Genomic DNA, 13,769 nt, shown 5'->3' with positions numbered 1-13,769 from the left:
CTTCGCGTGATCAATTCACGAAATAGACTTCTAGGATGATCTCGCCGCCCTGCCCTGCTGTCGCGCTGTCGACAATCGCAGTGTAAGCACCCGGTGCGAGGGTCAGCACGGCCACGGCATCGGCGCTTCCGGCATCGATCGCAAACGCTCCGACTGCTGCCATCGTCGCCGCATCGGCCGCGTTCCAGTCGTCATTGCTGGCGATCTCTTCTCCGGATTGAAACACACGCAAACGCGGGTTGGGCATGGCCGTCGTGATATTGAATTGAGCCAATCCCGGACCGATCGCACGAATCAACACGCGCCGGGGAATATCGCCTCCGACTACAAAACCCGGCTGTAAATTCTTCCCCGGTGCGATATCCGCGCGGGTCGAGATATTGAGCAAAGGCGCGTCCGCTGGCTCTGGTTCGGGCTCTGGCGTGTAAAACGAAATGGTCACTCCGTTGGTAAAACTCGTGAGATTATCGTCCGCTTCGATTTCGAGTGTCGTGCCGGCCCCGGGACCGGTAATCGAACCCGAAACGCGAAAGGTTCCAGCCGTAGTTTCGATCCGGTAGGTTCCGGGCGTAGAAATAATTAAATCCCCGGTGATTCGGATTGAATCGGCGCTGTAGGTTCCGGGGGTTGTAAGCGTTGCCGATCCAGTGACCCGAATTTCATCGTCGGTTCTACCGGGTGAGAAATCGAAATCGCCAACATATGAAACCGCGCAAAGGGGCAGCGTGGAGATAAGGAATAGAAGGAGTTTCATCGAAAGGTTTAACGAATCTTGAGGGCGCGGTATTTCATCAAATACCGCATTTCTTTTCCCGAGGTCTCGGTTTCATTGGTAAGTCGATTCAATTGGTTTTTTAGCGCTCGCAAAATGGCTAAGAAAACCGTGAGGGGATTCCGCCAATCTCGGTATTAAATTTCGGGGAAATGAAAGATTTAGATAACCGAAGCGGTTTTAGAATTTTGGGCTGATCACTCGACCGCTCGGAAAGGCTAAATCGCTGCGATTTTCTTAACCGGCCCGTTTTTTTTCGGTGGCTTCGATGCCTCCATAAGTTCGTCCGGTTTCGTCACGGGTGGGCATCCCTGTTCCCACCACCATTCAAAGATTGCGGCCGCGTAAGTGCCTTTCTTTTGGCCCAATGCGTCACCGCGCCGGATGATCTCAGCAACGATTTCTTTACGGGTATGCACCCCCAATGTTTCAGCGTCTTTAGCTTTGCCCACGGGGCAGTGTGACGAATCTCACCACCGGAAATGACAAAAAAGGTTTGAAAAGTTAGGATTCCTAAGACTCCTAGGAGTCAACCGGCCGCTCCGGTGAGTTGACCTCCTGGCTTGGTCTGACTCCCGGGGCGCGCCGCATCCCCAAGCCACCGATGAAAACTAACAGCGACCAATCCTCTTGGCGCTCCGTCGCCTGCCCCGACTTCTCCAGCGAACACTTGGCGCGGGCTTTTTTTGAGCGCTATCCCGTGAAAGCCAAAACGATCACCGCAATCGAAGTGCGTCCATGCGCTGTGACGGGTCAGTTCGATCTGATCGCCACCTGCGCGAACTGCGTGAAATTCACTTACCTCGCTAGCGGCGTGCATAGCTTCGAAGAGGCGGCCGACGCACTTGCTTCTGTTGTCCCTCTCCCCCCGGAAAATGAATAACTCTCCGCTCGTCGGACTTGAATCCCCTTTGACGCTGGCCTCTCCGGTCGAAGTGGTGACGACGATTCGAGGGCGTGAAGTGTGTTCCCGCTCAGACCGATTTTTTGAAGTTCTATCGCGTGTTGAGCGGTTCCGGGGGGAAGTCCTTTCCATAAAGATCAAGGGGGAGTTTTTGGAGGAATCGAGCGTAGATGCTCTCAACGTCTTTATTGGTTTCTTTGGGCTGCGTCGATGGCTCCGGGCCTATCAAGCGCAACCGCCGCCGACGTATTGGAAAAGTCCCCACGCGCTTCGTTTTCTGTGCGCATATCTGAACCTTCGAACCCGAGAGGCTTCCCATGCCGAGAAGTGAATCAATGAAGGTCGTCACGCGCGACGGCACGAAACAATTGATCGAATCTCAAGCGCTCGCGCTGGGGTTCCATACCGGGGAGGCACTGGCCTCCGTGTATTTGAAAGCACTGGCGGACGTTCCGCCGAACCGAATTTTCGAAGCGCTAGCCGCCGCTCGAAAAGTCGGTGGAGTAGAAATGCGGCCACCTGCTACCCCCCGGTGACATTCGCGCTTTCTGTTTATTGTGCGTTATGTTTTACAGACACCCTGAATACCAACATGTTACGGTATACGTCCAAATCCGCCGGCCCGGCGGCACTTATCCCGGTAAATCGGCGATAATTCATCGCACCCAAAAACGGCGCACGAACGCTAAACGCAAACCCGTATACTCAAACTTGCCGGGGGTTTCAGATGTCTAGCTACGAAGCCGAAGCTTTGAAGTGTCCCGACGTCGCACAGAAAGCGCACAAACTGGCGGAAACGCTCCGTGCGCTGGCTGACGCGACCGAACGCGGCGAATTCGCCGCGACCGTCAACGGACTGCACCTCGCATCCCGATCGGCCCGCGTTCTCCACGGGACGGCGCTAGAATGGCGTCGGCGGGACAATATCCGGCACGGCCGAATCAACGCAAAACCGCACCTGGGCGGACCGATCACGGAGCTACCTAGGATCAATACGGTGGTTTTGGCGGGGGGCGCCCCCCGCGTAGGGGTCGCCGAAGGCGAAAAGGCATAGCGTCATGAAGGTCCTGCGTAAATTCCGGCTCTGGTGCCTGTGCATGTGGAACGGCCACGAATGGGACTTCCTCGATGCGGATATTCGTCAAACGACGTGCCAATGCATGCGCTGCGGTCAGCTCCGCGTCATCCGCCACGACAAAACGAATGGGGGTTCGCTGTGGTAGAACTCATGCCCTACACGACTCCGAACTTTTGGACGGAGCGCAACGCGGCCGCGAAATGTCGGCAAATGAAGAAACGCGGCATGCCCGACCTCGACGGAGGTCGGTTTATTACCCTCACAGTCAATCGGGAGCTGTGTCCTGACGAAGGAGGGACTTGGCGACTGCTGGAACCACCGGAAGCGTATGAAATGGGGAAGGCTCGCCTTCGTCGTTTCATAGCTCGGCTCAGAAAGCGCTATAAGATCCGCCGTTGGTTCTGGAAAATGGAACTCCATCAACCGGACAACAACGGCCTCGTTTACGCTCACTGGCACTTCTGGTTCGACTACGGCGGGCATATCCCCGGCGAAGAAGTCACCAAAGCCTGGGGCCTCGGCCGTACCGACATTCGCCGGGTCCGTCGCAAGGAATGGACCTACCTCTTTAAATATATGTGCAAGCAAGCCGGGGACTTACCCGACTGGCTCACCTCCATGACGAAGGTCCGCCTATTTCAAACGTCCATGGGATTCTTTTCGGGCAACGATGCGCCACCAGAGGACACGCCGTCCCCCCGGCAGCTCGATGATATCGACGAAACAAAAAACGACTGTGCCCACGAAATGGATACAATCGGGGAGAGAATCGTCCGATGGACTCGGTGTGTCGTTGCCCGATCAACCTCTTCGGACGGCTCCCAAAGGCACAAACTTCTCGTGATGCAAACCTCACGGTGGGGCGACCTTTTGGCGGCGTTCGCTGAACTCCGTATCCGCTTAGGCATTACGCAAGCGGACTGTGAAATCAAAACCCAAAAAATAACAACAACATGGCTAACGCAACTTCCTCCCTGCCTCCAGGGGTATACGTGATCGGCAGAGCGGTCGGAGACTTCGAACTCCGTTCCTTCCAAACCAAAACCGGACGAACCATTCAAATCGTCGAGGGGCAAGTCCTTGCCGGAAAACAGTTCGTTAAGGTCGAACAAAGCCTGGAACCGGGGCAATCCCCCATCCTGCTCCAGGATAACGACGAAGTGATCGCCCCCGTGGTGCCTCACTACTCCGCGGACGGACTGCTCAAAGTTCAAGTGAAGCTCAAACGGTCTGAAATGGTCGGTTCATCGAAGTGAGCAAGCGGCGCGGGAGCGCGAAGCGCCCCGCGCCGCTTACCCTTGTTGAAAGATAATTTAACTGACTCCGATGACATCCCGAGAAAAAGCCCTGGAGGCGAGACTCCGGAGGAAGCTCACTGAACTGGCGGATCAAATCGCAGACGCCGAAGTAAAGGCGCTGCTCCCTCCTGCGACCTGCACGCAAGTGAAACTCTACGTCCAATGCCAACAGGACCGAATCAAAGCCCTCGAGCATGAAGTGACCTGTTACACCGCGGAATTGGACTACCTCCTCGAGCGGACGAAGCCCTCCGACCAATTGGAGCTTCTCACCCTGAACCAAGCCAACGGAACGCACGGCAAAACGCCCGAGCCAGCCACCGTCTAAACTTTTCGCGTCACCCTGACCGAAGAACCGGCAAAGCCGGATAACCCAACAAAAACAACAAAACTCATGGCAGATCTAGTTCCTCTCGTCGGTGCCGTGCTCGCCTTCGCTGTGACCATCTACGGAGCCGGATACTTAGCAGGTCACATCTGGTCGAGCTTCAAGACCGTCGCGGAACTGTGAGCCAAGGAAAGGAAAACAAATGGATATCTCCGCCATCACCACGGAACTCGGCGCCATCGCCACTGCGGGCCTTGCTGCCGGTGCAATCGCTGCCGTCGCGGGCGTAGGCCTCATGGCCTTCAAGTTCGGCGGCAAGTGGGCCGTGCGCGTCTTCAAGTCGTTCACGAGCTGATCAAACCAGGGGGGAGGTGTTCCCTCCCCCCTCTTTCTCCCCATGGAATTTACGATAGAACAACTACAATTTTGCCTGCTGCTCGTTTGGTTCATCCTCTGGCTTTTCCGGGCGGGAATCAAAGACGGGGGCAATCGAGGCTGAGATGAAATACTTCATCGTATTTGGAATGTTCATACTGTCGGCATTCACGGCATGGAGTGAAGACCTAGCCGTGGAAGGCAATTTCCAATTCTGGGTCTCTGCGAAGTGGGAATTTGTGCCTGGGAGTGACACGAGCCAGTTCTACATTCGTACCGTCAACCTCGCGGATCCAGAGGCCTCTAGTGCCCCATGGACTGGAAGTGTGAACGGAGACACCCTTGTCATCTCGGTTATTCATGACGATGGAACACCGGCGAGTTACGCGTCAAAGCTAGCGAACGTGCAATGGTTCACCGGAGACGGGGGGCTCCCGATCACGGTCGGGATTCTTGGACCGTTCGACGTATTGTCAGGAGAATCGCATTACATCGTGGAACGCGTCTACTCCACGGATAACGCAACTGTCCCGACCTACGTCAAAGGCGAAAGGATCCACCAACCGTTTCCGGTGGGAAGTAACCACCAAAACAAGACGGTTCGCCTATCGCTGCGCAATACTCGCGACGTTGCGGTGACGTATCGACTCATTCAGGACGGCAGCCCTGTCGGAGAAATAACGCTTCAGCCTGGTCAGGCTGTGATTCAGGAATTTGAAGTGCCTTCTTACGCCGTTGTGACGGTGGTCGAAGAAATTCCCGATCTGGAATACTCCGATGACCAATGGATGGTGGTGGACGGAGCACTGACCGAACTTGATACCGGGGTCGAAATTGACCCGGAATTAGTGCTGCCAGGGGACGAGCTGCCTGAACCGGTCGAAGTGCCACAAAGTGACAAAGCCCCCACGGCCACGACTCCGGAAGGAGTAACTCAAAACAACGATGCGCCTATTTGGTCACCCAATACGGACACCAAACCCAACGACGCACTAACGAACGCGACCTATAAAAGCGGCGTGGCCAATCTCGCCAAAAACCTCGTCTCCATACGGTCGGAAATCCAAAGCGGCAATTCGAACACCGTTAGTGCGATCAACTCACTCAAGGCAGCAATCGAAGGAGACGGAAGCGGGCCGGAAGACCCAACGGTTCCGGACGAAACAGATGTTGCGGATGAAGTAGGTTTGGAACTCGAACCCTCCGGCGTGCTCGCGATCGAGAACAAACTACCCGAACTCGTGAGCATTGAAGGCCTCGGCAGTGTGTCTGTATTCGCCTTTTCCCTACCCATGCAGAGCGGGCCTGACCTCGCTATCGATATCGATTTTTCGGACTACGAAACCGGTATTACCATATTCAAAGCCCTGGTGCGCGGTGCGCTCGCCATCTGGTTTTTCTTCATGTCTCTGCGCGCTATTCGCGAAGCGTTCGCGACCTGAACCATGCTCAACGTCCTTTATCAAATCGTTCGTTTTTTTACGGAAACGACGCCGGTCCTGAAAGCCGTTTTGGTCCTCGGCACTATCGCGCTCACAATTAGCGGATGGGTGAATTCCCTTTGGGAATCACTCTTTCAGCGCATTGACGCGCTCGTCGCGCCAGCCACTGCCGGCACCTTTGATGTGTCACCGCTTTCGCTGATCAATTACCTGTTCCCCCTGGACACGGTCCTCTCGATGATCGTGACCTATGCCGGACTGAGACTGACGTGCTCAGTGATCCGAGCCATCAAATCGTTCATTCCGACGATCTCATGAACGGGTTAATCGAAATCATCGCGGGAACCCTGGGCGGCGGCAAATCGATGTGCGCGGCCGAACGCGCCTACTGGCACCTGGAACGCGGCGCTTACTGCTTCACGAACGTCGAAATGTTTCCGGACAAAATCGAACAGCGCATGGCGGAACGCGGCTACAAATACGACCCGGAACGCCTTACGATTCTGGACGGAAAATCACTCCGCGACTTTCACCGTCAAATCTCCAGGGGAACCGCTGATTCGCAAGTCCTGGTCATGCTCGATGAAGCACACCTGGAATGGAATTCCCGCGACTACCAAAGTACGCGAAAAGATCCCCGCGACCGGGAAATGCTCACTTTCATAACGCTGTGCCGGAAACTCGATATCATCCTACTGTTCATCACCCAAAGTCCGGAAGACATCGATAAACAGCTTCGCAAAAAAGCGAACCTGCTCTGGATGTGCCGGAACTTCCGGCACTACAAAATTATGGGGCTGATCCCCTTCCCCATCCCTGTGTTTACCCGCGTGTGTTTCGACATCGCGGTCGGCAACGCGAAGCCGGTGAAACAGCACTCGGAAGTGTTTCTGCGTCCCTCCTGGGCCTGCGAACTCTACAACTCTGACGCGCTCCTGGGCGAAGCGGCCGATCAGTTCGCCAATATGAAAGTGGTATCGGCTTCGCCCCTGGAACGCATCCCCAAAAGGAAACGCGTCAAGAAACGGAAACCCTCAACCATCGGGTGGGCGGAAGGCCTGCTGATCGTCTCATCATGCGTTCTGTGCTTCGTGTAATCCTCTTCTGCTCCCTCGGCAGTGCGGTAGGTGTGCTGACTCGCTCCTGCATTTATGAAGGCCGTAACGAGCAAGTAACGGCGGTTCAGAGTGAATCTGAACAGACTCCGGATTTCACGGAAGAACCTGATCCCGTGAGCGTCACCCAAACCGAAATTCCCACGGCGAAAGCTCCGGAACTCTGGGTGCGTGGTTACATCGTCAAAGGCTCTCACGTGAACGTGCTCCTTTCGGACGGTCGCACGATCACGGAACGCGACGGCGAACTTGATGAAAACGGCAACGTGATCCGTCCGTTCCTGGAACGCGTGGAGCGCAATTTCGTGGAGCTTCGCGACCTCGGCCGCGTATGGCTAGGACCTCCCCGAAATCGCTCCGAGAAATCCCCTAATATGTTGGAATCAAACGAGCTAAGTCCTCAAAAAGGTGTCCCACCTACGCCCCTTTCGGAAATTTCCGGCTAAACCAGCTCGTTAAAAACGAGTGGTAAAACTTAACGATACTTGCATGCCGGCAATACACCGTCGGACCTACAAAATGAGCTTCGCACCTGGTGTGTGTATTGCTAAAACGCCAGCGAGCGCGCTGCGTCAGTGGCATCGCATGCATCTGTTAGGCGCAAATCCGGTCTCCCTGGCGGTAGACGGCCGAAACGTCACTGACAGGGCCCTTGATATGCTCCGAAGCTGGATAGCGGCCGGAGGGGCCTGGAATTGTTCCGCAATGGAGCCTGGGGACGGCGCGGCCGTCATTGACCAAGTGCTGGGCGGAATTGTGCCCCCGGTCGGATCTGGCTCGGCCGGCGCGGGCCGTTGGCTATCGAGAGCCGAATTGAACGACTTCCTGGCTAATCGAGGGAAGTTTGCCCAGGGCGAATTCTGGAGTCGGTGAGAACAGCTTACCTGGTCACGCAGTCGCGCTGACTCCGATGAATAATGCGGCGATAAACAGATACCAAATCAATGTGAAGAACGCTGGGAGAGTCAAAGATGTGACAAGCAGAATGACGCCTCCGGAGGTCCTGCCTTTGGTCATCGTAATGATACTCAAAACGACGCACGCCGTTGTCAGTGGTCCCGCGAGTAACCATCCGAACGGACCACCGATCAGAACTGCACCGACCGCGATTGCGAGACAGATGTATCCTGCATTGAGCGCTTGGTTCGCGGTTGTTTGGGGCTGTTTCTGTGTATTGGCACGTTTCCCGATCGGTGGAGGTCGTCTGTTGATATTCCCGCTGTTCATCGTAGTGCTAGTTAATGAGATTTCGGGGTTTTATTGAGACGGTAAAACGGCAATGGGACTTTATGTCTAATCAACTCTATCTCAGTTCGCAGTTACATTCAATAGAGGAATTAGCTGGAAAATACAGAATTAACTAGCTATCGAACCTTTTATGCCAAGATGCACAGCCCCCGTAGTCGGCCACCGAACAGCAAGTGGAAAAGCTAATTGCCCTGCGTGTGGTGGGCGATATGGCAGATACTATGGCGGGGGCAGTAGTTTTGGAGGATACTCTTCTCCTTCATCGTATATTCCATCGCCAAGTTACTCAGCGGACTCTGGCGGTTCTAGCAATTCAGGTTCAAGTACACGACCGAGATGGTCAAAAGCAGGCTCTTCCGTATCATATACCGCAGCGGAAATTCGCGCATTGGAGCCTTACCGTCGGAGTGTTGAACAACGCCCTGCTAAGCCCGACCGCAGGGACGTATTCCTGTGCCACGCGTGGGACGATAGACGACAATCCGCAAAGGAACTTCACGACAAGCTAGAGGCGCGAAAAATTTCGGTGTGGTTTAGTGAGAAAGATGTAGCTCTAGGCACGCCTCTCCTTCGTGAAATTGATAAGGGACTGGCGAACTCGCGAGTCGGGGTTGTTTTGGTAACACCTGCCCTGCTTAAACGCCTTGCGGGAGAGGGTATTGCAGACAAGGAACTGTCTGTCCTTCTTGCCCGTGACCTCCTTGTTCCTGTTGTGCACGATACAACTTACGGGGAACTTAGAGATGTAAGTCCCCTCCTCGGTTCTCGCACTGGACTCAGCACAGCAGACGGCGACACGATGGATGATGTCGCGGCCAAGATCGCTGAGTTGATAGCGCCTTGAGCTGTTTGCTTACAAAAGGTTCACAAAGAACCGTATTCGGCGGAGGGTGTTACTATGGCTAGGAACGAGATTTCTCAGCCAACGAGGAGAAGTCCGGCGGCCTAAACCTGTGCTACTGTTCTGATATTTTGATCAGAGCATTACGGGTCGCGTAGTCACCTAGTGCGCAAACAAAAATCCGGTCATCGGAATCGACGTATTCCTTGAGATGGTCCCTTAATAGCGATGTTTTCGTGTAGGTTACATCAAGATACCAAAGCGATTCCAAAACTCGCTTACCTCCCAGGCGTTCTAGCTCTTCCCAGAGTTTTTTGTAATCCTTGTTTTTGATGAGGTCGTAACTCGCAATATATTTGGGCATTGTATTGGGTGGGTTTCCTTGGTTATGGCCAGTCTTGGTCTTGGGAGGGGGAGGGGCTACGTAGATTTGAAAGGTTCAAACTGCAGCTATTTGTTCAGGTCTCGCGGCTCGACTACTTGCAGGAGGTCGTCCGGGGCCTCGCTTGAAATACTCCTGGGGAATAGACCCAAGCGCAGCCAAGGCGAATTCAGGTTTCAGCTTGGAGAGCCTTCCTACTGCGACGGCCGCAAATGCATTCGGGCTCATGTGATTTTCACGAGCAACGACTTCAAGTTCGTCGATGGCTTCCTGGTCGAGTGTGAGGAAAAACTTAGCCTTACTCATGGGTACAATGGTTGAAAATTGTTGACCGTGAGCAATCTAATGCGGTAATTCCCTGCCCGTCAGCTACTACGGAAACCCTGTTTATTGTGCGTTGTTAAATACGGAGTCGCGAGAGGGGTGGAAACCGGAATTACGATTGAATCGGTCGTTTCGGTCCCAATTTTCTGGATGGCATCCACGGGCTCTAAAATCGGGTCCGGGGCTCGAAACGCAAACCCGTTCCGAATGACTACGGAGCCTCAGATTTGAAAGTTCAAAACCGTGTCGTCTCCGGTGAAATAGAATAACGGATTTCAATTCACAGGATCTTTGCGTCCCTCGGCGTCTTTGCATCTCTGCGTTAAAACAGCACCTGCCCCATCGCCTAACGTGCCACCGGCTGGTTCCAGTCGCGGATCAACTCGCGCACGAAGCGGCCTGATGCGGTCAGGTCGTCGTCGGTCCAGCCGCCGGAGGTCGACGCGCCGGGCCGCACGATGGACGCGCCCTCCTCCTTGTCGGATACGGCCCAGTTGGCGTGGCTGAGGTTCCATTGCCGCATAAACTTCATCCATGCCGCGACGGATTCATGATCCACCTCACCGTCGCCATCGGCATTCACCGTGCCCCACTCCGTGACGAAAAGCGCGATATTGGCTTCGAGTGCCGTGATGGCGCGGGCGCGCAGATCGGCCTTATGGGTGCCGGCGTAGAAATGCAGCGTATAGGCGACGTTGGAATCGTCGAGCGGATCGGCGGCGGCCTCATCTACCCGTTGCGACCAGTTGGGCGTGCCCACGATAATGAGATTATCGGGATCGTGCGCCCGAATCGCGGCGATCACGGTTTCCGCGTAAGGTTTGATCGTTTCGGACCATGAAACCTGCAGGGGCTCATTGTAGATCTCATAGATGACGTGCGGATTACCGGCGTAAGTGCGGGCCATTTCCTCGAAGAACGCGACGGCAGCAGCGGTGTGCGCCTCGGCCCGGTGATCATGCCAATCGATGATCACGTAGATGTCTTGGTCGATGGCGGCTCTGATCAGGGCGTGGACTTTATCAAGATCGGGATCGGGCTGGCCATCTCGACCGACCCCCACGGCCGCGCGAACGAGATTCGCCTGCCAATCGGCCTTCAGCCATGCGACCGTGGACGGCTGGTAGAACTCGCCCTTCCATTGGCTCCAGAAAAAGCTCATGCCCGCCAAACTCACCGGTTCACCGTGTTTCCCCACAATCTGGTTTCCGGCCGTGCGCAGCCGACCATGAACACTGACCGCTCCCACTGACGAAGAAGCTTCAGGCGTTGGCGACGGCACCTTGGAGGTTGATTCGGCCACTGGGGAAGTCGAACACCCCGCCAAAAAGAGTGCAATGAATGCAGGCAAGAAAGACTTGGTCATATGCATCACCGACTGCACCGATCTCCCATCGGTTTGGCAACGAAGACAACCCAGTCGCGTGCTCCGTAAGCGTCCGTTCTACCGCGTATGCGGAAGGGGTTGACGCTCAGGCCGCGGGTTTCCAGTCGCGCGGGGTAAGTTTGGCGGCAGCGACTTGGTGATTGGTCATGCCGGGCAGGCGATGGAGCACGTCGTTGAGGTAAGCGAGAGGTTCGACGTTATGGCGGCGGCAGCATTCGAGGATGGTGTAGATGATCGCAGCGCGCTTGCCCGCACCGGGGTGCCCAATGAACAACCAGTTCTTGGCCCCGAGTTTGGTGGGGCGGATGGCTTGTTCGGTGAGGTTGTTGTCGATGCGCGTTTGCCCGTGCTGCACGTATGCGGTCAGCTTGCTCCACTGGGATCGGGCGTAACCGATGGCATCAGCGATGGCGGTTCTGGGCATGTGCGTGTCGATATCTTCGTCCAATGACTGCCTGATCTGTGCGAGGACTGGCACACTGCGTTCGGCCCGGATCTCCGCGACCTGCGCCACGCTCGCCTCGGCCGGCAATGACGCTTCGATCGCGTAGAGATCGCGGATGAGCACCAAGTAATGCGCCGCCCCGGATTCACCGGCTTGGTAGGCGTCGTAGAACCGTCGACGCGCGTGCGCCCAGCATCCGAGTTGCGTGATCTCGCGACCCTCGCTCACCCGGTCGTAGACTTGGTAGCCGTCGCTTTGCAGCAGACCGGTAAACTCGCACACGATGGCCTCGGCCGCGGCTTTACCCCGGCCCAGCGACCAATCAAAGCACAGGTCTCCTCCTGGATGTCCATAAACCCAGAGGTAACCGCGGCTACTTTGTCCTTTGCGATCCGGGTCAAGATAACGGATCGGCGTCTCATCGATCTGCAAGTAGTCGCCTCCGATCAATCCCTGCCGGATCGAGTGGTAGATGATTAACAGCCAGTTCTCGATGGCGTATCCGGTCCAGTCGCACAGGCGCTGACGCGGTAGCTTCACGCCGAAGCGTTGCTTGAAGCTTTTCTCCAATCGGTAGAGAGGAAGGTGGTCCACATATTTGGCCACCAAGAGGAACGCGATCAAACCGGCGGCGGGTAGTCCGCCCGGGATCACCCGGGCCGGTAGCGGCGCAATGAAGGGCGCCGCTGCGGCTTGCCCCTTGCGTTTAAACTTCGGTCGCACGATCCGGCGACGGATCACCTTCATCGGCTGGACATCGAGTTCTTCGGTCACTTCTTCACCGATGCGCTCGTAGGCCTCCGGTTCGGCCCGCACCTCCTCCGGGATGATTTCCTCGGTGATCGTCTCCAGGTCTTCGGGCAGTCGGGCCTGCGACTCCTCCGCCTGAGGTCGACGGCGGGCGTAGCCAATCACCTCCTTGGGCACCTCCTCCTGCTGCGCGCGTTCCCGCTCCATCTCGTCGAGAGCCAAGTTCAACTGCGCCTCGCTGACCTGCTCACCCCGCGACTGTCCGAACAGCTTGCGTTTCAGGGCCTCCAACTGGCGCTGCATGTAAGCCATCTCCGCATTGAGCGCCTTTAGCTCCGTGCCTAATACATGGTTTTCTTGCTCCAGTCGTTCGCATTCAAGACGCAGAACCTGCGCCTCATCATCCTCCTGAAGATCGGTTGGTGGATTAACTGTCGCCACTATACGGATACAGTATCCGGCCTCCCGCTATTGGCCAGCCAAAGTGCGCTTTAGACGTAACTTTTTCACGTCTCCACCCGCGATCAGCCACGCAAGTTCATCACGCGTCAGCCGCTCCTGACCGTCCGGACTTTCCGGCCACGCAAACCGCCGGTGATGCAGACGTCGCGTGCCGCACCAAACACCCGTCGCATCGACGACGAGGAACTTCAGCAGGCCTCTTGACCGGTTTGAAAACACGTAAAGCGCTTCCGGCTCCGGCCGGCCCACCAACGTCCGCAAGCTGTTCGCTCCTTTGCGCAAATCCACCACGCCACCATACACGTAAATCTGTTCCGCTTCGATTCGAGCCATCCCGCCACATTATCAGCCCGACCCTGCCCCGACTACCACGTGCCATAACGGACGCTTACCAACGTTCCGACGAGGAAGAAAGTTGACTTTCATGGGGTATGGCGACAGTCGCACGATTTGGGTGTTTATTGGTGGCCAGACCGAAAAATCAACTAACCTTGCAGGGAAATTGTTAAAACTTAGGGGAGGGCGAGCCTTCTAATAACACCGAAGTATATAATCAGACAATCCCGACCTTCCAGCTGCTTATTCGAAAAAGAATTTCATGATTGGGGCAGCCAAAAG

19 protein-coding genes are annotated in these 13,769 nt (G+C 55.8%); 12 read left to right on the top strand and 7 right to left on the bottom strand.

Features of this window, described 5'->3' with window-relative positions:
* Nucleotides 1-10: 10 nt before the first annotated feature.
* Both PXH66_RS08255 and PXH66_RS08250 read right to left on the bottom strand, forming a co-directional pair.
* Complete coding sequence (locus PXH66_RS08255) at nucleotides 11-754, bottom strand: hypothetical protein (protein WP_330929591.1); 744 nt, start codon at nucleotides 752-754, stop codon at nucleotides 11-13.
* Between the two features lie 236 nt (nucleotides 755-990).
* Nucleotides 991-1,224 (bottom strand): hypothetical protein, encoded by a 234-nt coding sequence (locus PXH66_RS08250; protein ID WP_330929590.1) that lies wholly within the window; start codon nucleotides 1,222-1,224, stop codon nucleotides 991-993.
* A gap of 152 nt (nucleotides 1,225-1,376) precedes the next feature.
* Here PXH66_RS08250 and PXH66_RS08245 point away from each other — a divergent pair, with 152 nt between their 5' ends.
* The 12 genes from PXH66_RS08245 to PXH66_RS23110 all read left to right on the top strand — a co-directional run bounded on the left by PXH66_RS08245 (nucleotide 1,377) and on the right by PXH66_RS23110 (nucleotide 9,404).
* Complete coding sequence (locus PXH66_RS08245) at nucleotides 1,377-1,655, top strand: hypothetical protein (RefSeq protein ID WP_330929589.1); 279 nt, start codon at nucleotides 1,377-1,379, stop codon at nucleotides 1,653-1,655.
* The gene (locus PXH66_RS08240; protein ID WP_330929588.1) at nucleotides 1,648-2,007 is read left to right on the top strand and encodes a hypothetical protein; all 360 of its coding nucleotides are present in this window, start codon (nucleotides 1,648-1,650) and stop codon (nucleotides 2,005-2,007) included. Before PXH66_RS08245 ends, PXH66_RS08240 begins: the two co-directional genes overlap by 8 nt.
* A gap of 396 nt (nucleotides 2,008-2,403) precedes the next feature.
* The gene (locus PXH66_RS08235; protein ID WP_330929587.1) at nucleotides 2,404-2,730 is read left to right on the top strand and encodes a hypothetical protein; all 327 of its coding nucleotides are present in this window, start codon (nucleotides 2,404-2,406) and stop codon (nucleotides 2,728-2,730) included.
* Nucleotides 2,731-2,904: 174 nt separating this feature from the next.
* The gene (locus PXH66_RS08230; RefSeq protein WP_330932319.1) at nucleotides 2,905-3,750 is read left to right on the top strand and encodes a rolling circle replication-associated protein; all 846 of its coding nucleotides are present in this window, start codon (nucleotides 2,905-2,907) and stop codon (nucleotides 3,748-3,750) included.
* Nucleotides 3,708-4,010 carry a hypothetical protein gene (locus PXH66_RS08225; protein ID WP_330932318.1) on the top strand — a complete coding sequence of 101 codons (303 nt, stop codon included), beginning with the start codon at nucleotides 3,708-3,710 and terminating at the stop codon, nucleotides 4,008-4,010. Before PXH66_RS08230 ends, PXH66_RS08225 begins: the two co-directional genes overlap by 43 nt.
* 70 nt (nucleotides 4,011-4,080) lie before the next feature.
* Nucleotides 4,081-4,380 carry a hypothetical protein gene (locus PXH66_RS08220; RefSeq protein WP_330932317.1) on the top strand — a complete coding sequence of 100 codons (300 nt, stop codon included), beginning with the start codon at nucleotides 4,081-4,083 and terminating at the stop codon, nucleotides 4,378-4,380.
* A gap of 202 nt (nucleotides 4,381-4,582) precedes the next feature.
* On the top strand, nucleotides 4,583-4,735 hold the full coding sequence (locus PXH66_RS08215) for a hypothetical protein (protein WP_330932221.1): 153 nt from the start codon (nucleotides 4,583-4,585) through the stop codon (nucleotides 4,733-4,735).
* A 145-nt stretch (nucleotides 4,736-4,880) separates the two neighbouring features.
* On the top strand, nucleotides 4,881-6,197 hold the full coding sequence (locus PXH66_RS08210; RefSeq protein ID WP_330932316.1) for a hypothetical protein: 1,317 nt from the start codon (nucleotides 4,881-4,883) through the stop codon (nucleotides 6,195-6,197).
* 3 nt (nucleotides 6,198-6,200) lie between these two features.
* Nucleotides 6,201-6,515 (top strand): hypothetical protein, encoded by a 315-nt coding sequence (locus PXH66_RS08205; protein WP_330932219.1) that lies wholly within the window; start codon nucleotides 6,201-6,203, stop codon nucleotides 6,513-6,515.
* Nucleotides 6,512-7,294, top strand: coding sequence for a zonular occludens toxin domain-containing protein (locus PXH66_RS08200; protein ID WP_330932315.1), 783 nt, complete (start codon nucleotides 6,512-6,514; stop codon nucleotides 7,292-7,294). Before PXH66_RS08205 ends, PXH66_RS08200 begins: the two co-directional genes overlap by 4 nt.
* Nucleotides 7,273-7,758, top strand: coding sequence for a hypothetical protein (locus tag PXH66_RS08195; protein WP_330932314.1), 486 nt, complete (start codon nucleotides 7,273-7,275; stop codon nucleotides 7,756-7,758). The genes PXH66_RS08200 and PXH66_RS08195 overlap by 22 nt, the downstream gene beginning before the upstream one ends.
* Before the next feature lie 932 nt (nucleotides 7,759-8,690).
* Entirely contained in the window at nucleotides 8,691-9,404 is a 714-nt protein-coding gene (locus PXH66_RS23110) for a toll/interleukin-1 receptor domain-containing protein (protein ID WP_345784028.1), read from the top strand.
* 112 nt (nucleotides 9,405-9,516) lie between these two features.
* Here the strand turns inward: PXH66_RS23110 and PXH66_RS23210 are convergent, their stop codons facing one another.
* The 5 genes from PXH66_RS23210 to tnpB all read right to left on the bottom strand — a co-directional run bounded on the left by PXH66_RS23210 (nucleotide 9,517) and on the right by tnpB (nucleotide 13,484).
* The gene (locus PXH66_RS23210) at nucleotides 9,517-9,765 is read right to left on the bottom strand and encodes an NYN domain-containing protein (protein WP_425609315.1); all 249 of its coding nucleotides are present in this window, start codon (nucleotides 9,763-9,765) and stop codon (nucleotides 9,517-9,519) included.
* Between the two features lie 75 nt (nucleotides 9,766-9,840).
* On the bottom strand, nucleotides 9,841-10,089 hold the full coding sequence (locus tag PXH66_RS08190) for a hypothetical protein (RefSeq protein ID WP_330932313.1): 249 nt from the start codon (nucleotides 10,087-10,089) through the stop codon (nucleotides 9,841-9,843).
* A 364-nt stretch (nucleotides 10,090-10,453) separates the two neighbouring features.
* The gene (locus PXH66_RS08185) at nucleotides 10,454-11,269 is read right to left on the bottom strand and encodes a glycoside hydrolase family 5 protein (RefSeq protein ID WP_345784027.1); all 816 of its coding nucleotides are present in this window, start codon (nucleotides 11,267-11,269) and stop codon (nucleotides 10,454-10,456) included.
* A 310-nt stretch (nucleotides 11,270-11,579) separates the two neighbouring features.
* Nucleotides 11,580-13,130 carry an IS66 family transposase gene (gene tnpC / locus PXH66_RS08180; protein WP_330932267.1) on the bottom strand — a complete coding sequence of 517 codons (1,551 nt, stop codon included), beginning with the start codon at nucleotides 13,128-13,130 and terminating at the stop codon, nucleotides 11,580-11,582.
* A 27-nt stretch (nucleotides 13,131-13,157) separates the two neighbouring features.
* The gene (tnpB, locus tag PXH66_RS08175) at nucleotides 13,158-13,484 is read right to left on the bottom strand and encodes an IS66 family insertion sequence element accessory protein TnpB (protein WP_330932085.1); all 327 of its coding nucleotides are present in this window, start codon (nucleotides 13,482-13,484) and stop codon (nucleotides 13,158-13,160) included.
* Nucleotides 13,485-13,769 lie beyond the last annotated feature (285 nt).

Origin of the sequence: Synoicihabitans lomoniglobus, from assembly GCF_029023725.1 — a bacterium.
Lineage (GTDB): Bacteria > Verrucomicrobiota > Verrucomicrobiia > Opitutales > Opitutaceae > Actomonas > Actomonas lomonigloba.
This window is presented reverse-complemented; position numbering and strand designations above follow the sequence as displayed.